We start from the raw sequence: 21378 nt of genomic DNA, 5'->3' as shown, positions 1-21378 counted from the left end.
CGGTTAGCCGGCCGTCACGTCCGCGGCGTGCCGGACCCGGCCGCCCACCCCGTCCTGCGGGGCGAAGGCCGTGGCGGCGACGCGGTACTCGTGGTCCAGCGCCTGCCACACCTCTTCCAGGAGCTGTTCGGCGTCGCCGGCACCGACCAGGACGTCCAGGTGGTGGCGGGCGGTCGCGACCTGCACCCCGTCCGACTCGTAGGTGGAGAGCAGGACGCCGTGACCGACCGGCAGCGGGCCCACCTCGGTGACGGTGGTGTCGGTGCTCTCCCGGCCGTTCCCGGGGCGGCGGGCGGCACCCAGCCATGCCTTGCCGTCGGCCCGCCCGACCACGACGGTGATCCGGGGCGTGAAGATCGGCGGGTCCGGCTCGTAGTCCAGGCCGTGCAGCGCCTCGGCCGGTGACTGCCCCCCGGTCAGCCGGGCCGCTACCTCGGCGACCTGCTCACCGTTTCCGTAGACGGTCCAGGGGCCCGCCACGCATGCGGCGACGTAGTGGCGCAGCGCGTCGTTGTCCTGCGCGCCGACGGGTACGACCGCGAGTTCCCCGGCCGCGGAGCCGTCCAGGCGGCGGGCCCGGGACGCCTCGCTGCGCCCGGTCAGCGCATACGCGGCGGTGAGGACGCCGTCGTGCGTACGCCCCAGCACGACCAGCCGGCCGGGGTACCGGTTGGCGCGGAGTGCTTCGCCGAGATGTTTCATGTGCCAGTCCTCTTACTCGTTGCAGATTCGGGTGCCCGGTCCGGCCGGCGCAGGAGCGTCAGGTCTTCGAGCCGGAACAGGGCGGTGAGCGGGCAGTCGATGCGTTCGAGCGCTTCGGCCGCACCCTGTTGCCGGTCAAGTATGACGAACGCGCCCACCACCGGGTGCTGTTGACGCCGCAGCTCAAGGACCGTGCGCTCCAGGGCCGCGCCGGTGCCCGCGACGTCGTCCACCACCGCGAAGCGCGTGCCCTCGGGCACCCGGCTGGACAGCCGCCCGGAGAGTCCGTAGTCCTTGGCCGTACGGCGTACGGCCCTGGCCTCCAGGGGGCGGGGGGTGGACGCGCTCACCAGCGACACCGCGGTGGCGAGCTGGCCGCCGGCGGCGACCTCACCGGCGACCACCTCGGCCGTCGTCGCGGCGATCCGCTCGTGCAGGGCGAGCGCCAGGGCGTGCAGCAGCGCGGGTTCGCCCAATACCCGGTGGCCGTCGAAGTAGTCGCTCAGCAGCAGGCCGTCCGACCGGTGGGCCGTCACGAACGGGGCGCGGTCCAGGAGCGCCTGTGCCAGCGCGGCGGAGGTCATGCCCCGGTCCCCGGGGCGCTCTCGCGGTCGGCACGCGCGGCCTCGACGGCCTTGAGGGCGGCGCGGAGCGTTTCGTCCGCTTCGCAGACCGAGGTGTCCAGGCCGGTCAGGTGGCCGGCGTCGACGAGGTCGAGGAAGCCGGTGCGCACGCGGGTCATGTGCGCGATGTCGATGGGCCGGTCGCGCTCCTCGGGGCGCTGCCGGATGCGGCTGACGGCCACATCGACCGGGCTGTGCACGAGCAGGGCCAGGTCCGGCTCCGGCAGCAGCGCGACCGTGTCCTGGAACCAGCCGTCGAAGTGCTGTCCCCGGGCCAGTGCGTTGGCGACGGTGGTGTAGATGTAGCGGTCGCAGAGCACCGTCTCGCCCGCTTCCAGCCGGGGGAGGATCGTGGCCCGCGCGTGGTAGAGGCGGTCGCCGAGGGTGACCAGGTAGAGGGCCCGGTGGATCGCCGGGTCGTCGCCGCCCCGCTCGGCGAAGCCGCGGAACACCTCGGTGGCGCGGGCGCTCGGGGTCGGCTGGAAGGTGTCGTACACCTGGTGACCGGCGGCCCTGAGTTCGGCGCTGAGCCCCTTGACCAGGGTGGTCTTGCCCGCACCGTCGGTGCCTTCGACCACGACGAGGAGGCCGGGCGCGGTGTGCGGCCGCATCCGGCGGAGGAAGCCGGCGGCGGGGTCCTGCGACGGCCGGGCACCGGAGGAGGTGTCGCGTACCGAGACGCCGTCCGGGGTCACGTCGATCCGGATGAGGGAGGTGATCTCCAGTCCCGTCCGCGACCGGAGCGCGTCCCGGCCGCTGTTGGCCGGCTTCTCCACCACGACGGCCGCGTCGATGACCTCGGCGCCGATCTCGCGGACGGCGTCCACCAGGGCGATGAGGGTGCCGCCGGTGGACAGGGTGTCGTCCACCAGGCAGACCCGGTCACCGGCTTCGATCCCGTTGACGAAGAGGGAGCCCCCGGTGTACTCGCTGTCGAAGTCGACCCGGTGTCCCGGGACGGTGTAGGGGTAGGTACGCGCGATGGCCAGCGGGATTCCGGTCGCCAGCGACACGGCGGCGCCGATGACGGCCCCCTTCTCCTCCTCGACCAGGATCTTGGTGCAGCCCTCCAGGTCCAGGGCGGCGAGCAGTCGTCCCGTCACATGCTCCAGCAACCGCGGTCGCAGCGCGGGGATGTGGTCGCAGAGTTCGTTCACGCTGGTGAGGTAGCGGCCGGAGTCGACCACCCTCGCCGCGGCGTAGGAGTCTTCGAGAATCAACGGTCAGCCTTCCAGGATGGCGAGAACACGTGCCCGGTCGGGCTTGCCCGAGGCCGTGCGCGGAATGTCGGGTGTGAAGACCCAGCGGCGGGGCACCGCGAAACCGCTGAGGCGTTCACGGAGGTGCTTGGCCAGCTCCGCGGCGGTGGTGCCGGGGTCGGCGTGGACGAGGGCGGCGACCATCTCGCCGCGATCGGGGTCCGGGACCCCGGCCACCACCGCGTCCTTCACCAGCGGGCTGTTCAGCAGGTGGTGCTCGACGTCGAACGGGCTGACCTTCGCACCGGCCACGTTGATCAGCACCTTCGTCCGGCCGGTGAGCCAGAGCCGTCCGTGCTCATCGAGTCTGCCCAGGTCGCCGGTCTCCACGAAGCGCGCCGTGGGGCGGTCTCCGGGAAGGGCGGGGCCGACGGGGACCGGGGCCCGTCCGCCGCCGCCCGTGAGGTAGTGGGCGGGGGTCGCGGGCCGGTCGATCACGACCTGTCCGGCCTGCCCGGCCCCGAGGGGTGAGCCGTCCGGTCCGAGGATGCGCACGGTGACTCCGGGAACCGGCAGCCCCACCGATCCCACCGTGTCCGGGTGCGCGGCGAGGTTCATCGTGGCGATGCCGCCCTCGGACAGCCCGTACTCCTGGCAGATGGGTACACCGGTGACGTCCTGCCACGCCTCGGCCCAGGAGGGGTGCAGCGGCGCGCCGCCCGAGAGCGGGTGGCGGAGCCCGGGGAGGCCGGTGCGGCGGGCCTCCTTCGTACGGGCGACCGCGCGGAACACGTAGGGGGTGCCGCAGATGGTCCCGGGGCGGTGTTCGTGCGCCGTCCGGACCATTCCCGCCGGGTTGTAACGGGGCGTCAGCAAGCTGGGTGAGCCTGCCCGGAGCGCTGCGGTGAGCAGCCCGGAGGCGAAGCTGTGCGACACGGGCGTGCCGGTCAGGACCGGGTGCTCCGGGCCGAGGCCGAGTGCCTGGGCGACCGCGGCGGCCTCGTCCTCGATGTTCGCTTCGCTCCGCAGGACCCCCTTGGAGGTGCCGGTGGTCCCGGAGGTGAGGTGCACCAGCGCAAGGCGTTCGGGGTCCGTTTCGACGGGCTCCCGGCCGGGCAGCCGCCCGACCCCGTCGGCGGTGACGAAGAGGGTGGCCGCCATGTCGCGGGCCAGCGCTTCGGCGGTGGTGCCGGGCATGGCCTCGGGCAGCGGAAGGACCGGGTGTCCGCAGGACCGCAGGGCCAGGAAGTCGATCACCCACTGGCAGTCGCCCGGCCGGTGGAGCGCGGCGAGTCCGGGGCGGACGCCGGGTGCCGGGGCCAGCTCGCGGGCCCGTTCCGCGACCCGGTCGACCAGCTGGGACCAGGTCAGTGTGCGCTCCGGATCGGCCAGGGCGAGCGCGTGCGGGCGTTCCACGGCGTGGCCGTGGAGGAGGTCGAGCATCATGCCGCCCCCTCCGGCCCCGGACGCCGGTAGTGGACGAGCACCGTGGCGGAGTAGGCCCCCGTGCCGGCGACCACCGCTTCCTCGATCTCACCGCGCGCGATCATGTCCATGGCCTCCAGATGGGCGGTCAAGGGGTCGGCGGCGCCGCCCAGTGCCTCGTACTCCGTCCAGCCGGAGTACGGCGCGAGGACCGCGCTCGTCCCGTCGAGCCCCGTGGCGATCAGGGTCTTCGGCCGGGCCGGGCAGAGCCTCGCGAGCCCTTCCTCCAGCACGTCGAGCCCGGCCGGTGCGGCGGCGACGGGGAGCCGGACCGCTGCCACCAGCTCGACCGCGGACGCCTCACCCCGGGCGGGCCCGGCGCCGAGTGCGATCACGGTGCCCGTGGGCGGGACCGGTGGGTCCCCCGCTTCCGCCCAGAGCCGGTTTTCCGGGGCGTCGTAGCCGCCGGCGAGGCAGCCCGAAGCCCTTTCCGTCGCGACCAGGTGGGCTGCCGAGACAAGCGCCTCGACCCCTGCCGTCCGGCCGAGGAAGGTCTCGGTCTGGCCGGTGACGCCGAAGAGGACGGACGCCATGGCGGCGGGGGTGTTGAACGTGGACAGCGCGAAGTCCATCGGGTCGACGCGCCGTGGCCCCCGTTCCTGGAGCGTGGTCCAGATGCGGGAATGGTGGCTCTGCATCCCGTACTCGGTGCCGAGCAGCAGACCACCGGCGCGGAGGTCGGCCCGCGTCGTCCCGCGCAGACCGCCCAGGAGGGTGCCGACCGCGTCGGCCACCAGGAGGCAGGTCCGGTCGGGGCGGGGGTTGCCGACGGGCGCGGCGGGGACGGCGGGCGATCCGCCGGCCCATCCGGCGGACCAGCCGCGGGCGGTGGCGCGGCCGTCCACGACCGAGGCGGCCGCGTACACGTAGACGGGTCTGCGGTCCATGGGGCGGGGTTCGGCCGGGCGGTCGTCCAGCACCACGGTGCAGTTGGCGCCCCCGAATCCGGAGGCGTGCACCACGACCGACCCCCGGGGGTGGGGCGCGTGTCCGTCGGAGAGCGCGAGCGCCCCGGTCCGGGGGTCCTGCTCCCCGGAGTGGAGCACCGGGGGCGTCGCGTTCCGGATCAGTCCCTCGGTGGCGGCGATGAAGGTGAACAGCCCGGCGGCGCCTTCGGTGTGTCCGGCGGCGGCCTTGGTCGCCGTGGTCCGTACCGGGAGCCCGCCACCGGCGAGCACGTCGGCCACGGCCTGCGCCTCCGCCAGGTCGCCGGCCTGCGAGGCGGTTCCGTGCGCGTGGTAGAGCCCGATCTCGTCCGGGCTGCGGCGGGCGTCGGCGAGCGCCCGGGTCAGGGACCGGGCGATGCCCTGTGCGGCGGGTGTCGTCAGATGGACGGCGTCGGAGCCGGCGCCCCAGCCCTGGACGGTGGCCAGCGCCGGGTGCCCGCGTTCCGCGGCGTGCCGGGCGTCCTCCAGGACCACGACCGCCGCCCCCTCCGCCAGGACGAAGCCGTCCCGGTCGGCGGCGAACGGCCGTGTCGTCGTCCGGGACAGCAGGCGCATCGAGTGGAACCCGGCGAAGACGACCTCGGCCAGCACATCGACCGCGGCGACCAGCACGACCGGGGCCTCGCCGCTTCTGATCCGCTCGGCGGCCCAGGCCAGTGCCCCGGTGCTCGACGCGCACGCGGAGGACAGCACCGCGCAGGGGCCGTCCAGCGCGAGCTGTTCGCGCAGTGAGACGGCCGGTCCCTCCTTGCGGTACCGCCTGGCGTCGGTCCCGCTGTCGGGCGGTACCGCCCCGAAGGCCACGTCCGGCAGGTGCCAGCCGGCGCTCGTGGACGCGAGCGCGAGCCCGGCGGTACGCAGGTGCTGCGGCGCCAGACCGGCCTGGGCCAGGGCCTCGCGCGCCGATGCCGCCAGCAGTTCGGCCGGGCGGTCCTCGGACGAGCCCTCCCGGAAGGGGACTTCGTGGACGGCCGAGGTCCGGTAGGCACAGGCGCCGGGCCAGTCCGCGGTGTCCGGCGACCGCCCCGCGTAGAGCCCCTCCCAGAAGCGCTGGACTCCGGTCCCGAAGGGCGAGACGCAGCCCATGCCGGTGACCACTACCCCCGTTGCATCGGTCACGTCGCTCCGCCCCCGGACACGCCGTCCACGAGACGCGCGAGGTCGGCGACGGTCTTCGCGGCGTCGAGATCGCTGTCTTCGATGTCGATCCGGAAGGCGTCCTCGATGTCGGCGGCCAGCGACAGCAGCTCCAGCGAGTCGATGCCGAGGTCCGCCAGCCTGGCCTGCGGCGACACCGCCGCGCTTCCGTCCCGCAGTTCGGGGCTGTGCGCGATCAGCAACTTCTCCAGAGCGTCGGTGATGCCCTGCTCGGTCATGTGCTCGTCCTTGTCTCTGTCCGGCCGGACCATGTCGGTGGTGGTTGCGGACCGGGTCAGTGGAAGTCGGGGTCGAGTCGGCCCATGGCCGCCAGTCCGACCTTCAGCTGGCCGTCCGGGTCGAACGTGTCGTAGAAGGTGCCGCGTTCCAGGTCGAAGATGCGCGCGGCGCCCATGACGGAGGGGCCGCGGACGAAGAGGGTCAGACAGGGGTCGGTGTCGCTGTCGTTCATGACCTGGTGCGGCCGGCCGGCCGGAAGCGAGTTGGACTCCCCTTCCGCCAGGGAGTGTTCAAGATCCTCGTGGAGCAGGGCCGTACCGGCCGCCTCGTCGGTCTTCCGGATCTCGAACTGCTTCTCCCGGTAGCCGCCTCGCAGCATGACGGTGCTGCAATGCCACTTGTGGTAGTGGACCCGTTCCTCGGCGCCGCCGTTCTGCGACCTCGTCTTGAACCGGTGCAGCCGGATGCGGAAGCCGTTGCCGGGTTCCGTGTGGAGGACGAACTTGTCCATGAGGATTCTCGGATACGCGGAATGCGGAGCGAGGCTGCGGAACAGCTCACCGTCCGCGAGGATCTGGTCGGTGCGCTCCGCGAAGACCTCCGGGCGGGCGGCCGCGGCCCGCAGGATCTCCTCGACCACGGGCGCCTGCCGCTCCAGGTACGAGCTGTCGGTCCAGTCGACTTCGCCCCGCAGGGCTGTCACGAGTTCGTTCCACGTGCTGATTGCCACGATTCCCCCATGGGATGCGACGAACGGTCGGATGAGTGCGGGAGGTCAGGTCATGCCGGGGAGCCCTCGGCGGTGCCTCCGGCGGGAAGTACGGTCAGTAGCGCGGGCACCATGGCCCCGGGATAGTCCGGCAGGGCGCGGTGCGCGGCCCGGCGCAGCTCCGCGACGTCGACGGGCTCGTCGCAGAAGACCCGGGCCGCGAGGACGGGGCCGTTCTCGCCTTCTCCGGCCCCGGCCTCCACACGCCGGCCGGGGAGAAGGCCCGAGAGCAGGGACACCACGTCGGGCAGGTGGACCCAGCAGTGGTCCACCAGGGCCCAGTCCTCGCCCCGGTCAGGGGGGCGGCACCCGTCGGCGGCGACGAGGCCACGCAGCTCGGAGAGCGGCAGGTCGGCGCCGGCGGATGTGATGAGCACCCGCTCAAGGCCCCGCATCAGCCGTTCCGCCGACTCGGCCGGCATGAAGGCGGTGTCGATCATGGCGTATACGTGATCGCAGTCGCCCAGGGTCCGGGCGTGGAAGAAGAACTTCGCGTCCTGCCGGTCCCATTCGCCGATCCAGGCCAGTCGCGTACGGCTCGCGAGCGCGTCCAGGTCGGCGCTGTCGTCCGGTCCGGCGGAGCGCTCGCCCATGAACACCCGGATGTCGTTGAAGAACGACGAGAGGTCGAGGTGAACGCCTCGTTCATCGTTGACCCGCGCCGTCAGCCGTTCGCGCTCGGCCGGGTCGCACTGGCTGCGCAGCAGGTCCGCCCTGGTGGCCTGCGCCACGGAGTGGACCAGACCGGTGAAGGTGCCGTCCGCGAGGTCGGCGCACACCAGGCCGTTGCTCACGGCGCTGCTCACGATGCGCTTCAGATCGGGGAAGGACCGGTTGCCGAGGATGGTCTTGAAGGCCACACGCCGGTGGCCCGTGAACACGCCGAGCATCAGGGCGGTGGCGGCGAGGAGTACGTTCGACGTGGTCGTTCCGTCGCGCCCGGCGATCCGGCGCAGCGCCTCGGTGAGGGCCGGGGAGCGCATTTCGAGCCGCTTGAAGCGGTGTGCGCCGGGCGTGAGCCGGGGCCCGGGGAACATGGTCTGCGGCATCGTCCGCAGCTGCCGCTCCAGCCGTTCGAGCGAACGCGCGGAGAGGCGTTGGCCCGCCGCCGACTGTTCGTGGGCGGCGCGGTCCAGGGGCTGCGGGGCGGGCACGGCCCAGGAGGCGGGCGGGACGGGCCCGCTCATCGCTTCGGCCAGCTCCTGGGAGAGGACCCGGGTCGCGCCGCCGTCCGCGAACACATGGGAGAGGACCATGACGACCTTCGCGGGCATCCCCCGGACGGCGACGACGCAGAGGCGCGCGGGCCATTCTTCGAGCAGGTCGAAGGAGCGGCCGGACAGCTCTTCGCGGCAGCGCGCGGCGACCTCGTCCACGGCTCCCTCGGCCGCTTCCGCCAGGAGCACCGGCAGGGTCCCCGAGGCGGCGACCTCCTGAAGCGGCTCGCCGTCGGCGGCGAGGGTGATGCAGCTGCGGAACGCCTCATGGCGGTGGACGACACGGCTCAGTACGTCCATGACCTCGTCGTACGACAGCCCGTCGGGCACCGGGACGGAAAGCGCCATGTTGAAGTAGTGCGCCTCCTCCCCCATCCACTGGCAGTCGTTCCACAGCAGCCGCTGCGCCCACATGAGGGGGCCCGGCCCGCGCGCCCGGCCGGAGAAGGCGATGCTTCCCGGGGTCCGCGGCTCGGCGGCGGGGTTCCCGGACCTGTCGCTCGTGGCGGTCACAGCGCTGAACACTCCGTCCGGTGCGGAAAGGGACTGCGGTCTCTCGGCGCGCGACCGGCTGTGAGGACAGCGTCAACAGCGCCCTTTCGGCCCATAGTTGGGCCGCAGTGGCTGAAACTGAGCCCATATTGGCCTGGACCAATGAAGGGTGTCAAGATCGTCTCACCATGCTGAACGCCGTCAACGGGCATTCGGGCGGGCCCAGTTGAAGATCGCCGGCCAAGGCATCCGGATACCGGGAAGCAGCGGTCAGGTGGTGTACGCCCCCGCCTGAAGGTCGAACATCTCCTGGTAGAGCCCCTGTCGGGCCATGAGTTCCTGGTGGCTGCCGGCCTCGGCGACCCGGCCGCCGTCGAGGACGACGATCCGGTCGGCGAGGCGGACCGTGGAGAAGCGGTGCGAGACGAAGACCGTCGTACCACTGGCCGAGGAGGCGGCGGCGAAGCGCTCGAAGAGGGAGTGCTCGGCGGCCGCGTCCAGGGCGGCGGCGGGCTCGTCCAGGACCAGCAGCAGCGGATCGGCGCGGAGCACGGTGCGGGCCAGACCGAGGGACTGCCACTGGCCGCCGGAGAACTCCTGGCCGTCCCCGTAACCGCGTCCGATCAGTCCGTCCAGACCGCCCGGCACCTTGCCCTCCAGCGCCCCGGCCCGGGCGTCCACGAGTGCGGCGCGCAGCGCGGCGTCGTCGTCCAGGGCCGCGAGCCTGCCGACGCCGACGGACTCACGGAGCGTCAGTTCGACGCGGGCGAAGTCCTGGAAGAGCGTCGCGAGCCGCTGCTGCCACTGCTCGGGATCGAGGTCGGCGAGGTCGGTGCCGTCGACCAGGATGCGGCCCTCGGTGGGCCGGTACAGCCCGCAGAGGAGTTTTACGAGGGTGCTCTTCCCGGCTCCGTTCTCACCGACGAGCGCGGTGCTGGAATCGGCCGGGAGGAAGAGGGAGACATCGTCCAGGATCTTGCGGTCGCTGCCGGGGTAGGCGAACGAGACGTGTTCGAGCCGGATGCCCTCGCGCAGTGCGGGCGGCGGGGCGGCGTGCCCGGAATCCTCGGACACGGCGCCCAACGCGCGCAGGTCGGCCAGGAGTTCGGTGATCCGGCCGGCGCTCTGGAGCCGCCCCAGCTGGCCGAGCGCGGCGGCGACCTGCCCGCCGACCTGGACGGCCAGGGTGAGGGTGAGCACCAGTTCACCGACGCCCGCCTCGCCGCGCGCGGCCCGCCGCAGCACGAGCAGGATCGCCGCCCCGTAGGCGACGGCGAACCAGACCTGTCCGGCCGCGCGGACCAGTGCCCCGCGCAGTTCGCCGCCCAGCTGCCGCTGGGTGACGCCGCGCCAGGCGGTCCCGTGCCGTTCGGTGACCGCTTGGCGGGCTCCGAAGAGCCGGATCTCCTTGGCGGTGGCGGCTGTGGTGCCGATCTCCACCAGGTGCCGGGCGAGCTGGAGTTCGGAGGCGCTGCCGGTCCGTGCGGCGTCGACGATCCGCTGGGCCCGGCTGCCGGCGAGCACCGCGGGGACGGCGGCGAGCGGCAGCAGGACGAGCCAGGGGTCGACGCGGGCGAGCACCACGGCGGTCAGCAGCCCTTGCAGCAGCGAGCCGCCGAGCAGCAGCAGTGCTTCCAGGGCGGCCCGGACCTGGAAGATCCGGTCGCCGAGCTGGGTCAGCGTCTCGCTGAACCGGGGGTTGTCGTGGGCCTCGATGCCCGGCGAGCCGTTGACCACATCGGCGATCTCCCGCCCGATGGCGAGCTGTTGGAGCTGGGCGAGCTCGTAGTAGGAGAGGTGCGCGAAGTGCGCCATGGTCAGGTCGAGCACCAGCACCAGGCCGATGCCGACGGAGAGGGTCAGGGCCGCGTCGCCCCGTCCGTCCAGTGCCGCTTCGGTGAAGGCGGCGAGCAGTACGGCGGCGACCGGCGCGGCCACGTATCCGGCCGCGAGCAGGCCGACCGAGGTGAGCAGCCGCGCGGGGCTGAGCCGCCACCCGAGGGCCAGCAGATAGCGGGCCGAGGCCATGACGGTTCTCAACTTCTGCTCCCGACGGTGTCGTTGTCGTCCTCGAAGCGCTGGGCCTGGAGCCGGAAGAGTTCGGCGTAGCGGCCGTCCGCGCGCATCAGGGAGTCGTGGTCGCCCTGTTCCAGGACCCGGCCGTGCTCCACGACGACGATCCGGTCGGCGTGCCGGACGGTCGAGAAGCGATGCGAGATGATCAGGCTGGTGATGCCGCGCGAACCGGCCTCGGCGAGGAACTCGTCGAAGAAGGCGACCTCGCCGCGCACGTCCAGCTGCGCCGTCGGTTCGTCCAGGACGAGCAGCGAGGCCCCGCCCTCGACGGCGTGCAGGGCGCGGGCGAGGGCGATGCGCTGCCACTGGCCGCCGGAGAGGTCGTGCCCGCCGTCGTAGCGGCGGGAGAGCGGGGTGCGCAGTCCGTCGGGGAGCTTGCCGACGACCGCGCCGGCCCCGGCCCGGCGGGCGGCGTCCAGCAGGAGGGCTTCGTCGGCCGCCAGGTGGGGGGCGCCGAAGCCGATGTTGTCGGCGGCGGGAAGTTCGTAACGGAGGAAGTCCTGGAAGACGACGGCGATCCGGCGCTGCCAGGACTCCGGGCTGTGCGCGGCCAGATCGGCGCCGTCCACGGTGATCCGCCCCGAGGTCGGTTCGTAGAGCCGGGCGAGCACTTTGACCAGGGTGGTCTTCCCGGCGCCGTTGAGGCCGACGATCGCGGTGCAGGAGCCGACCGGGATCTCCAGGTCGAGGCCGTCCAGGACCAGGGGCGTGTCCGGGCGGTAGGAGAAGGCGACGTCCTCGAACCGGATGCTGTGCCCGGGGCGCGGCGCGGGCTCCGTGCCGGCCGCCGGGCGGGGCTTCGACTCCTCCAGCGCTTCGAGCCGTTCGAGTGCGTGGAAGGACACCAGGCCGAACTGGGTCTGGGTGTCGCACTCGGGGAAGGCGATGCCGAAGCGCATGGTGACCAGGGCCGCCTGGAGGCCGATGCCGAGGGCGAAGAGGTCGGTGCGGCCCTGTACGGTGCCGTGCGCGAGCAGCGCGAACACGGCGGTCCCGCCGGCGAATCCGGCGGCGGCGAGGGCGATGAACGGCCAGAACTGGAGGCGGCGGCTGCCGGCCCAGAGCGGGCGCAGATGCGCCATGGTGTCGCGGCCGAAGCGGGCGCTGAGCCAGGGCATCAGGCCCAGCAGCCGGATCTCCTTCGCCGCCCCCGTCCCGGTCGCCAGCTGACGGATGTAGCCGGTGCGCCGCCGGTGTCCGGCGAGGGAGTCCCAGAGGGCGGCGTAGCGGCCCAGGGTGCCACGCACCCCGAACCGGATCGCCAGCGCCGTGACGGCGGTGACGACGGCGCCGACCGGTCCGGCCGCGTACCCGACCAGGGCCACGGCGAAGGTGAGTTGGAGGTACCGGGAGAACAGCAGCGGCAGCGCGGCGGCGGCCTCGCCCGGGGTGGGTACGGTGCGGGCGAAGGCGGCCCTGGCGTCCGCGAGCAGGTCCTCGTGCGCGGTGTCCTCCAGCACCCCGAACGGCGCCCGGCGCAGCGTGACATCGAGCAGCCGGCCGATGCAGTGACCGTCGACCCGCCGCGAGACCGCCTCGGTCAGCGCGGGCTGGAAGGGCGTGAGGGTGTGCTGGAGCGCGAAGGCCCCGACGACGACGGCCAGCCACCCGTACACCTCCCCCGTCAGCCCCGACCCTCCGGCGACACGGTCCAGGAGCACGCTCGCCGCGAGCATGAACCCCCCCGGCAGCAGCCCGAGAACGGTGTTCACCAGAAGCGACGCCGCCACCAGCGGCATCCCCGCCCGGGGCAGCAGCCGCGCGAGGTCGATCCAGCGGCCGGCCCTGCGCCGTATGACGCCTATGGCTCCGCCGAACGGTCGTGGTCCTGGTCCTGGCACAGCGCTTTCCCCCCGGTACTTCCGTGCGTCCGTACTTCCGTGCGACAGCGACGGCCGGCGCGGACCGCGCACCCGGAGGCACGGCCGGGTCCCGGAGGCGCTCGATGATCCACATATTGGCCTGGACCAATTCCGGGCGTCAAGGCTCCTTGTGCCGCCCGGCCCCCGAACCGGGCCTTACCGAATCGCCGCCGATGCGGCGGCGCGGACCAACGTGTCCGCCAGGAGCAGCGCGTCGTCGGCGTCCAGGTAGTCGAAGCGGATACGGTTGCCGCCGCGCCGGCCCCGACAGTGCCCGCAGGTGGGCACCGACTCGACGGGCAGCACCTGGCCGGTCGCGGCGATCGTTCGCTCCAGTTCCCGGGCGAACCGCTCGTGATCGTGCCAGTCCCCGAGATCGAGGGCGCGCAGGACCGACTCGTCACCGCCGAGACCGCGATAGAGCAGCGCGGCCGCGTCCGTATCGAACATGCCGATGTCGATGAGGGCCCGGCTCCCCACGTCCTGAATATCCACATGCCGCTCGACGCCGAGGCGGGCAAGGGCGCGATGCAGCTGCAGGGCCGCGTTCTGTACCTCGGTGAGACCTGTCTCCAACAGCCGCACGAGAGCGCGGACTTCCTGCTCCGACGGCAGGGCGAGAGCCGGCCCGGGGCCGCCGGGACCTGGCGCGGGCGCGAGGTGTTCCACCTGAACGGTGATGCCTTCGGCGAGCAAGTTGGCCCGCATGTCTCCGCGCGTCCAGGGATGGGCGGCCGAGGGAGCCAACCACAGGCGGCAGCCACCCGGCGCGGGACCTTCCTCCAGCTCGAAGCCGAGACCGGCGTACTCCAGGACAAGCTTCAGGGCGCGAGCGGTGGCCATCGGGGGCGTCAGCGAGTTCGTCATCGGATAATCCTCGTGAGGTAGGTCGAACACCTGCATGCGTGTGCGGCGGCACGCCGCTCGGGGACGGAGGGCCAGCCGGCCGGCGCGCTCAGAGTTCCTTGATGCCGACGAGCACCCGACCGATGAGGTTCGGGTCGGCCTGTGCACCTCCGGACGCCCGGAGACCGTCCGTTTCGGGCAGGCCCGGAGACGACGCCGAAGCGTCGCGGCCCTCGTTCGACCGCTCGGCGGCAAACGCGATCTCGGCCCACACCACTTTTCCCGGCGCACGGCGAGCCGGGTAGTACCCCCAGGCCCTGCTCATCGCCGCGACAATGAAGATCCCCCGCCCGCCCATCGCATCGACACCCACCTCCTTCAGAACAGGCGGCCTCGGATCGCGGTCCCACACGGACAGCCTGACGGCGCCGGAAACGGCCTCCAACAACAGCTCGAAGGTCTGCACGCCGCACTCCGACGAGGGCGGAGGCGTCGGCGCCTCCCCCCGCTCCGAGTGCCGCACGGCATTGGTCGCCAGCTCGGACACCAGGAGCTTCGCCGTCTCGACCACGTCGGAGGACGCTCCCCAGCCAACGAGAACATCGGCAGTGTGCAGCCGCGCCAGAGCCACGGCATTGCACGTATCCGCCAACGCGAGCCGGCTCCTCCGGGGGTGTTGGTGGGGCATGGCGAGCCTCCTGCTTCAAAGAAGGGAACAAGTAGTCACCGGTTACTCGCGAAGAGTGACCGGCATCTAGATAACTCCGTTCCGCCGAAGGCTGGTTAGGGCGCTCAAGCACCATCGAGCGGGCTCACCTAGGACGTTTTGACCTGCCCTTTACGTGGTGAGCCGAGAGCCCGGCGGCTACCGTGCCCGCATGGTGGCGATCCGTAACACCGTCCTTAAGGCATGGATGACCGAGCATGGGCACAGCTCCAACAGCCTTGCCGATGCAGTGAACAGTGCCGTCGAAGAGCTGACGGGCCGTATAGGAGGGCTCGACGGGTCATCGATCCGGGCGTGGAAAGCGGGCCGAGTCACTTGGCCGAAGTCAGCGACGCGTGCCGCGCTTGAGACGGTGACGGGATTACCCGCTGTCGCTTTAGGGTTCGTGCCACGGGGCCGACCATTGCCCACCCTCGCGTCATCGCAGCAGGAGGAGTCCGACATGAAGCGCCGATCCCTCGTCGGCGGCATCGCTGCGGCCGCTGCCGCAGCGGCAACCCCAGGGACCGCGTCACCGCGCCGGATCGGCATGAGCGACGTCAACCGGCTGAACAGGCGCTTCGCTGAAATCGTCGCCAACGACCACCGCCACGGCGGGCAACCCCGCATCGAGGAGCAGGCCACCGCGCTCGCCAACGAAGCACTCAACCTCCAGAACTCGGGCAGCGCGACCCAGAGAGTACGCAACAGTCTGTACGCCTCAGGCGCCGCATTCCGATCGTCCGCGATGTGGGCGGCCATCGACGGCCGGCGCTACGAGGCCGCGAAGGCGCACATGCGCGAGGCCCAGGCCCTCGCGGAGATGTCGGGCGACCAGGCGATCAAGTTCCGCATCTGGAGTCACGCGGGCACCATGTATCGGCACATGGGCCGCCCCGCCGACGCGATCGCCGCGAACGACGTCGCCCGCAACCTGCATCTCACCCGTCGCGATCCGCTGTTCGCCTGCCTGGGCCACGCCCGCCACGCCGCCACCCTCGGTGTCACAGGTGACGCGACAGCGGTGAAGCACGCTCTCGGCTGCGCCCGGGACGCGTTCGAACGTGCCGATCCGGATCTCCCCCGTCCAGCCTGGATGTCCGGTGTTCGCAACGGCGCAGAATTCGAGACCCTCGCGCTGTCCGCGTACCTCCGCGTCGGAAACTTCGAGCAGGCCGAGTCACACGCCCACCGAAGCCTGACCCTGCTTCCCCCTCAGGTCCAGCGTGACCGCGCCATCAATACCGCCCGGCTCGCACAGGCCCAACTCGGTCAGGGCGCACCCGACGCCGCTACGGCCACCGCGATGAGCGTGCCGGCCGACGCGGCCACCCAGCACGCCCGGGTCGCCCTCATGCTGCGCGACTTCGGGACCACGTTGCGCACCTCCGTACCTGGCAGTTCTGCCGTGGAAGCCTGGAGCGAGCACACCGCCTCCTGGCGGGTGACCACATGAGCATGCGGCTCGCCGGCGGCCACGCCAACCCGCGACGACGCGCCCGACGTGCATGCCGAGGTACGCACCCTGTCCCTCCACCTGCCCCATTACGCGGTCACCGCGTTCGGCGAACGTATCGACCGGCACGCCACCGAACCCGGATTCACAGCCGTCCTCGCGTACGCGGACAACCAGCCGGTCGGCTACGCGTACAGCAACACCATCGAGCACGGGGACCGCTACTGGCAGCGCACCAGCCCGGCCCCGACGGAGAAGTACACCGAGCGCCCGGCCATGGCACTCAAAGAGATCGGCGTCCACCCGTCCTGGCGCAAGACCGGCACCGCCCGCCGCATCCACGACACCTCCTCGCCACCGGCGAGGAGCCGTACAAGTCCTGGGGCTACGAGGACATCGGCCAAAGCCGGCCGTCCCCGGCCTCGCCGGTCCTCACCGTGATGATCCGTGACACCGCCCAACCGGGAAACGAGCACCGCAGAAGCTGAACCCGGACCCCAGTCTCGGCGCCGTCCATCGACGCCAGAATCCTGGAGACCACCCATGGCACACCCATACGTCCTGCTCTCCGCAGCGGTATCGATCGACGGCTACCTCGACACCCGCCCGGGCGAGGACCGGCTCATGCTGTCCAACAAGGCGGACTTCGACCGGGTCGACTCCGTACGCGCCGGCGTCGACGCCATCCTCGTCGGCGCCGGGACACTGCGCGCCGACAACCCGCGCCTGCTGGTGAACTCGGCGCAGCGCGGGGCGGCCCGGCTGGCTTCCGGGCGGTCGGAGTACCCGCTGAAGGTCACCGTCACCGCAACCGGAGACCTCGACCCGGACTGGAAGTTCTGGCACCACGGCGGAGACAAGCTCGTCCTGGCCGCCGGCGACGCGGCCACCAGCAAGGCCCGTGCCAACCTCGGCGGCCTGGCGGCGATCCACACCGTCCCCGCCGAGGCCGTATGGCCGGCCGCTCTCGATGCCCTGGGTGATGTGTACGGCGTCAAGCGGCTCATGGTGGAGGGCGGCGGCGCCGTCCACACCCAACTCCTGGCGGCAGGACTGGCCGACGAACTGCACCTCGTGGTCGCCCCGCTGCTCGTCGGCCAGCCGGACGCGGTGCGGATGCTCGGCCCTGCCACCTACCCCGGCGGCCCCACCGCGCGCCTGCGACTGCTGGAAACGCGCCAGATCAACGACGTGGTACTCCTGAGGTACGCCCCCAAGGACACCTCGACGGAGCCACGATGAGCGCCACGCCCACCTCACCCGACGCCCCCGGCACAGGCCGCGAGCCGAACGCCGCCGACGGCAGATGGCTCGCCCGCGCCTGCGAGCTGGCCACCCTGTGCCCGCCCTCGGAAACCGCCTTCAGCGTGGGCGCGGTAATCGTCGCCGCCGACGGAACCGAACTCTCCCGCGGCTACTCCCGGGAATCAGATCCGCATGACCACGCCGAGGAAGCCGCCCTGGCCAAACTCCCACCCCAGGACCCCCGCCTCACAACAGCCACGATCTACAGCTCCCTGGAACCCTGCGCCAAACGAGCTTCCCGCCCCCACCCATGCGCCCAGCTCATCGCAGAATCCGGCTTGCGCCGCGTAATCACGGCCTGGACCGAACCGGACACCTTCGTCCCCGACGCGAACGGAACGAAGAAACTTGAAGCCGCCGGCGTGACGGTCGTAACGCTGGCCACGTACGCGAGCGCTGCGCAGTCCCCCAATCGACACCTGCTGTGATCGTCTTTGATCGCTGCCATCAAACGATGCCTCCCATGTGATCTGAGTCAGTTCGTTGTTCCGGCGGGCCGGTCCGGGCCATGCGGAGGTTCGGCAGCTTGTCTCGCCACAGGTGCCGCTCGCCGGTGTCTTCGAACCCGTAGTGCTGGTAGAAGTTGATGGCCCGCTCGTTGTAGGCAGTGACCCACAGGCGGATGGGTGCGTCGTTGGCCCAGGTGAGGAATGCCGTCATCAAGTTGCGTCCGATGCTTCGGCCCTGCGCCTGGGGCAGCAGGTACATCGGTCCGAGGCTGACCGCTTCGTCGCGGCGCCCGCACAGGAAGCCGATGATCTCGTCCCCCTGGCGCACGACACGGCAGAAGAGATGTGCGGGCCGGCGCTCAGCCTCCTCGATGAACTCCCGCCACTGGGCGATGCCCTCGTTGGTAACCACGTCGCCGCGCTGCGCCCGGATCCATGCCTCGTCGATCCCCGCGTTCTGGTTGGGGTAGGTCAGTAGCCAGGCCGCCAGGAGGGTGTGAGCAAGGGCTGGGGCGTCCTCCACTCGGGGGATGTCGATCACGAAGTCCACCTGGGCATTGTTCAGCGTGGTCCTTCGGGTTGTCTTGCGATATTCGTCCTGGACCGTCGCCTACGCAGGTCACAGCGCGGGGCCGAGCAGTCGCAGGTTCGAGCCCCCTTTCGGGGTGTGAACAGAAGGAGCACCTGCGGGGATCCGCAGGTGCTCCTTCCGGGGCAGGGCCGTCAGCCCGCCGGCGTCACGCCCCCACGAACGGCCTGATCGCCGTAGGCGCGTGTGACGGGTCCGTCGCCACGTCCTCGAACTCGTTGACCGAAGCGATGTCCGAGCCGCTCATCGAGATGTTCGTGACGCGTTCCAGGATCGCTTCGACCACCACCGGGACGCGGTGTTCGGCGGCCAGCTTCTTCGCTTCCTCGAAGGCCGGGAGGAGGGCGTCCGGTTCGGTGACGCGGATGGCCTTGCAGCCCAGGCCCTCGACGACCTTGACGTGGTCGACGCCGTAGACGCCCAGCTCCGGGGAGTTCTGGTTCTCGAACTCCAGGTTGACCTGGAAGTCGATGTCGAAGTTGCGCTGGGCCTGGCGGATCAGGCCGAGGTAGGAGTTGTTGACCAGGACGTGGACGTACGGGATGCGGTGCTGGGCGCCGACGGCCAGCTCCTCCAGCATGAACTGGAAGTCGTAGTCGCCGGAGAGGGCGACGACCGAGCCCTCCGGGTCGGCCGTCGCGACGCCGAGCGCCGCCGGGATCGTCCAGCCGAGGGGGCCCGCCTGGCCGCAGTTGATCCAGTGGCGCGGGCGGTAGACGTGGAGCATCTGGGCGCCGGCGATCTGGGAGAGGCCGATCGTCGTGACGTACCGGGTCTCCGGGCCGAAGGCGCGGTTCATCTCCTCGTACACCCGCTGCGGCTTCAGCGGGACGTTGTCGAAGTGCGTACGGCGTTGCAGGGTCGCACGGCGCTCCTGCGTGGACGCCGCCCACGCCGAGCGGTCCGCGAGCTTCCCCGCCGCCTTCCGTTCGCGGGCGACCTCCACGAACAGTTCCAGCGCCGCCTTCGCGTCGGAGACGATGCCGAGGTCCGGGGCGAAGATCTTGCCGATCTGGGTGGGCGCGATGTCCACGTGGACGAAGGTGCGGCCCGCCGTGTAGACGTCCAGCTTGCCGGTGTGGCGGTTGGCCCAGCGGTTGCCGATGCCGAGGACGAAGTCGGACTCCAGGAAGTTCGCGTTGCCGTAGCGGTGCGAGGTCTGGAGGCCGACCATGCCGGCGTTCAGCTCGTGGTCGTCGGGGATGATGCCCCAGCCCATCAGGGTGGGGACGACCGGGATGCCGGTCAACTCGGCGAACTCGACCAGGAGTTCGGAGGCGTCGGCGTTGATGATGCCGCCGCCCGCGACGAGCAGCGGGCGCTCCGAGGCGTCGAGCATGGCCAGCGCGCGCTCGATCTGCTTACGGGACGCGGCGGGCTTGTGCACCGGCAGCGGCTCGTACAGGTCGGGGTCGAACTCGATCTCGGTCATCTGGACGTCGATCGGCAGGTCGATGAGGACCGGGCCGGGGCGACCCGTGCGCATCAGGTGGAACGCCTGCTGGAAGACGCCGGGGACCTGCGCGGCCTCCAGGACGGTCGTCGCGGCCTTGGTGACCGGGGCGGCGATCGAGGCGATGTCGACGGCCTGGAAGTCCTCCTTGTGCAGGACGGCGGTCGGCGCCTGGCCGGTGATGCACAGGATCGGGATCGAGTCCGCGATCGCGGAGTACAGGCCGGTGATCATGTCGGTGCCGGCGGGCCCCGACGTACCGATGCAGACGCCGATGTTGCCCGGGCGGGCCCGGGTGTAGCCCTCCGCCATGTGGGAGGCGCCCTCGACGTGGCGGGCGAGCGTGTGGTGCACGCCGCCGGCCGCCTTGAGGGCCGCGTAGAAGGGGTTGATCGCGGCGCCGGGCACACCGAACGCGTTGCTGACGCCTTCGCGCTTGAGGATCTCGACTGCCGCGCGGGCAGCGGTCATACGAGGCATTGAGTGCTCCTGCTCGTCCCTGGGTGGAGTCGGGGGTTGAGTCGGGCTCTGTCGCGCCACCTGAGAGCACCAATTCACCGATTCCGCATTGCGGAAAACTTCTTCTGTTATGTGGAAGCCAATCTAAAGCGAGACCGGAGGGCCGTCAAGGGAGCGGGAAGGCGCGCGGCGAGGGGCGCGAAGTGGAGCGATTCCGCACCCGGCGGCGGGCTCTTGGGGGAGCATGGACGGATCACGGAAGTGGCATGGAGGGAGCACGGGGTGGAGTCGGTGCCGGTACGGTGCCCGGCCTGTCGCCGCGACCACGCGTACGTGGTCCCCGTCTACCCGTGCCCGTGCGGGGAGCCGACGGCCCCGCCGTTACTGCGCGGCGCCCCCGTCGTCCCGATCACCCATCGCACCTGGACCGACGACTGGGTGACCGTACGGTGCCGGAGCTGCGGGCGGCACGACCAGTGGCCGCAGCCCGAGCTGTGCTGCCCGTGCGGCGCGGTGCTGCGGGTGCCGGTGCGGCCGGTGGCGTCCGCCGGGGCGGTCCGGCCCGCGCACATACCGCTGCCGCGCACGGCGGCGGCGCCCCGTCCGGCGTTCCGGCCGCTGACCATCCGCACCGCGCGGGACGCGGTCGCGGCGGCGGCGCTCTATCTGGCCTGGCTGGGCTTCCGGGACGTGACGCACCCGGTGAACCGGCCGGCGTCCCGGATCGACCTGCGGGCGGCCGGGCTGATCGCCGAGGTCGACTCCACGACCCGGCCGACCGGGCTCCGGGACGTCGAGTGCCTGTGGCTGAACGCGCTCAACGGCTCGGTGCGCGGGGTGCTGTTCTCGCTCGCGGGCTATACGCCGGAGGCCCGGAAGCGCGCGGACACCTTACGGGTGCCGCTGTTCGTCCTGGACCTCACCGGCACGCCACAGCCGGTGAACGGCGCGGCCGACGAGCTCGTCAGCACCGGCGCCTGACCCGCGCGCACCCATCAGAATCGGACACCCGGGCCGGGCGACGTGCCGTACCTCACAGAAACCGCCCGGCCACCCTGCGTGTGATCCGTCACGTTCTGGCCAACGGCCCCGATCTGCGGTTCGTTGTCAGTGGCGGGCCCTACAGTGGAGCGCATGGTCTTAACTCCACGGACTTCACCACCCTCGGACACTCCCGCGCACGCCCCGGCGCTCGCCGGCCGCGCCGCCCTGGAGGCCAACGAGGCGATACGGGCGTTCGTGGACGCCCGCGCGGGGCAGGAGTGGTCCCCCGTGGAGTCCGCCGCGTACGAGGTGCTACTCATCGAGTGGGCGGCGGCGACGCGCGGGCCGGCGGCGGGGGATGTCATCGAGGCGGCCTGACGCG

Annotated in this window: 17 protein-coding genes and 2 pseudogenes; 5 read left to right on the top strand and 14 right to left on the bottom strand. The window is 71.8% G+C overall.

Features of this window, described 5'->3' with window-relative positions:
- Positions 1-3: 3 nt before the first annotated feature.
- The 12 genes from OG338_RS25600 to OG338_RS25545 form a co-directional block, all read right to left on the bottom strand.
- Positions 4-702 (bottom strand): IMP cyclohydrolase, encoded by a 699-nt coding sequence (locus tag OG338_RS25600; protein WP_405939566.1) that lies wholly within the window; start codon positions 700-702, stop codon positions 4-6.
- Complete coding sequence (locus OG338_RS25595) at positions 699-1286, bottom strand: orotate phosphoribosyltransferase (RefSeq protein WP_405939565.1); 588 nt, start codon at positions 1284-1286, stop codon at positions 699-701. Before OG338_RS25595 ends, OG338_RS25600 begins: the two co-directional genes overlap by 4 nt.
- Positions 1283-2545 (bottom strand): phosphoribosyltransferase family protein, encoded by a 1263-nt coding sequence (locus OG338_RS25590; protein WP_405939564.1) that lies wholly within the window; start codon positions 2543-2545, stop codon positions 1283-1285. The genes OG338_RS25595 and OG338_RS25590 overlap by 4 nt, the downstream gene beginning before the upstream one ends.
- 3 nt (positions 2546-2548) lie before the next feature.
- Positions 2549-3970, bottom strand: coding sequence for a class I adenylate-forming enzyme family protein (locus OG338_RS25585; protein ID WP_405939563.1), 1422 nt, complete (start codon positions 3968-3970; stop codon positions 2549-2551).
- Positions 3967-6075: a beta-ketoacyl synthase N-terminal-like domain-containing protein gene (locus OG338_RS25580; RefSeq protein WP_405939562.1), complete on the bottom strand. Its 2109-nt coding sequence runs from the start codon at positions 6073-6075 to the stop codon at positions 3967-3969. Before OG338_RS25580 ends, OG338_RS25585 begins: the two co-directional genes overlap by 4 nt.
- The gene (locus OG338_RS25575; RefSeq protein WP_405939561.1) at positions 6072-6332 is read right to left on the bottom strand and encodes an acyl carrier protein; all 261 of its coding nucleotides are present in this window, start codon (positions 6330-6332) and stop codon (positions 6072-6074) included. Before OG338_RS25575 ends, OG338_RS25580 begins: the two co-directional genes overlap by 4 nt.
- A 56-nt stretch (positions 6333-6388) precedes the next feature.
- Positions 6389-7063: a hypothetical protein gene (locus OG338_RS25570; RefSeq protein WP_405939560.1), complete on the bottom strand. Its 675-nt coding sequence runs from the start codon at positions 7061-7063 to the stop codon at positions 6389-6391.
- A gap of 50 nt (positions 7064-7113) precedes the next feature.
- Complete coding sequence (locus OG338_RS25565; protein ID WP_405939559.1) at positions 7114-8832, bottom strand: condensation domain-containing protein; 1719 nt, start codon at positions 8830-8832, stop codon at positions 7114-7116.
- A gap of 249 nt (positions 8833-9081) precedes the next feature.
- Positions 9082-10851: an ABC transporter ATP-binding protein gene (locus OG338_RS25560; protein ID WP_405939558.1), complete on the bottom strand. Its 1770-nt coding sequence runs from the start codon at positions 10849-10851 to the stop codon at positions 9082-9084.
- Positions 10848-12728, bottom strand: coding sequence for an ABC transporter ATP-binding protein (locus OG338_RS25555; RefSeq protein ID WP_405939557.1), 1881 nt, complete (start codon positions 12726-12728; stop codon positions 10848-10850). The genes OG338_RS25560 and OG338_RS25555 overlap by 4 nt, the downstream gene beginning before the upstream one ends.
- 177 nt (positions 12729-12905) lie before the next feature.
- The gene (locus OG338_RS25550) at positions 12906-13616 is read right to left on the bottom strand and encodes a hypothetical protein (protein ID WP_405939556.1); all 711 of its coding nucleotides are present in this window, start codon (positions 13614-13616) and stop codon (positions 12906-12908) included.
- A gap of 88 nt (positions 13617-13704) precedes the next feature.
- Positions 13705-14283: an ATP-binding protein gene (locus OG338_RS25545; protein WP_405939555.1), complete on the bottom strand. Its 579-nt coding sequence runs from the start codon at positions 14281-14283 to the stop codon at positions 13705-13707.
- Positions 14284-14764: 481 nt separating this feature from the next.
- Here OG338_RS25545 and OG338_RS25540 point away from each other — a divergent pair, with 481 nt between their 5' ends.
- From OG338_RS25540 to OG338_RS25530, 3 genes and pseudogenes are all read left to right on the top strand, one after another.
- Positions 14765-15757 (top strand): hypothetical protein, encoded by a 993-nt coding sequence (locus OG338_RS25540; RefSeq protein WP_405939554.1) that lies wholly within the window; start codon positions 14765-14767, stop codon positions 15755-15757.
- A gap of 30 nt (positions 15758-15787) precedes the next feature.
- A pseudogene (locus OG338_RS25535) lies at positions 15788-16245 on the top strand (GNAT family N-acetyltransferase); the annotation flags it as partial.
- Between the two features lie 55 nt (positions 16246-16300).
- A pseudogene (locus OG338_RS25530) lies at positions 16301-17490 on the top strand (dihydrofolate reductase family protein).
- Between the two features lie 19 nt (positions 17491-17509).
- Here OG338_RS25530 and OG338_RS25525 read toward each other — a convergent pair.
- Together OG338_RS25525 and gcl are read right to left on the bottom strand one after the other, a co-directional pair.
- On the bottom strand, positions 17510-18061 hold the full coding sequence (locus tag OG338_RS25525; protein WP_405939553.1) for a GNAT family N-acetyltransferase: 552 nt from the start codon (positions 18059-18061) through the stop codon (positions 17510-17512).
- Between the two features lie 187 nt (positions 18062-18248).
- Positions 18249-20033, bottom strand: a complete 1785-nt coding sequence (gene gcl, locus OG338_RS25520) for a glyoxylate carboligase (protein WP_405939552.1) — start codon at positions 20031-20033, stop codon at positions 18249-18251.
- Between the two features lie 261 nt (positions 20034-20294).
- Between gcl and OG338_RS25515 the strand changes: the two genes are divergently transcribed.
- Both OG338_RS25515 and OG338_RS25510 read left to right on the top strand, forming a co-directional pair.
- Entirely contained in the window at positions 20295-20993 is a 699-nt protein-coding gene (locus tag OG338_RS25515) for a hypothetical protein (RefSeq protein ID WP_405939551.1), read from the top strand.
- Positions 20994-21146: 153 nt separating this feature from the next.
- The gene (locus tag OG338_RS25510) at positions 21147-21374 is read left to right on the top strand and encodes a hypothetical protein (RefSeq protein WP_405939550.1); all 228 of its coding nucleotides are present in this window, start codon (positions 21147-21149) and stop codon (positions 21372-21374) included.
- The last annotated feature ends 4 nt before the right edge of the window (positions 21375-21378 follow it).

It is taken from the genome of Streptomyces sp. NBC_00726, from assembly GCF_045161735.1.
Classification (GTDB): Bacteria; Actinomycetota; Actinomycetes; order Streptomycetales; family Streptomycetaceae; genus Streptomyces.
Note: the sequence above shows the minus strand (reverse complement) of the source record. Positions and strands in the feature narration are given on the sequence as shown.

Bases quoted from the DNA above. Each gene is read 5' to 3' on its own strand.
- OG338_RS25600 (WP_405939566.1), bottom strand. From the start codon at position 702: ATGAAACATCTCGGCGAAGCACTCCGCGCCAACCGGTACCCCGGCCGG.
- OG338_RS25595 (WP_405939565.1), bottom strand. From the start codon at position 1,286: ATGACCTCCGCCGCGCTGGCACAGGCGCTCCTGGACCGCGCCCCGTTC.
- OG338_RS25585 (WP_405939563.1), bottom strand. From the start codon at position 3,970: ATGATGCTCGACCTCCTCCACGGCCACGCCGTGGAACGCCCGCACGCG.
- OG338_RS25575 (WP_405939561.1), bottom strand. From the start codon at position 6,332: ATGACCGAGCAGGGCATCACCGACGCTCTGGAGAAGTTGCTGATCGCG.
- OG338_RS25550 (WP_405939556.1), bottom strand. From the start codon at position 13,616: ATGACGAACTCGCTGACGCCCCCGATGGCCACCGCTCGCGCCCTGAAG.
- OG338_RS25545 (WP_405939555.1), bottom strand. From the start codon at position 14,283: ATGCCCCACCAACACCCCCGGAGGAGCCGGCTCGCGTTGGCGGATACG.
- OG338_RS25540 (WP_405939554.1), top strand. From the start codon at position 14,765: ATGAAGCGCCGATCCCTCGTCGGCGGCATCGCTGCGGCCGCTGCCGCA.
- gcl (WP_405939552.1), bottom strand. From the start codon at position 20,033: ATGCCTCGTATGACCGCTGCCCGCGCGGCAGTCGAGATCCTCAAGCGC.
- OG338_RS25510 (WP_405939550.1), top strand. From the start codon at position 21,147: ATGGTCTTAACTCCACGGACTTCACCACCCTCGGACACTCCCGCGCAC.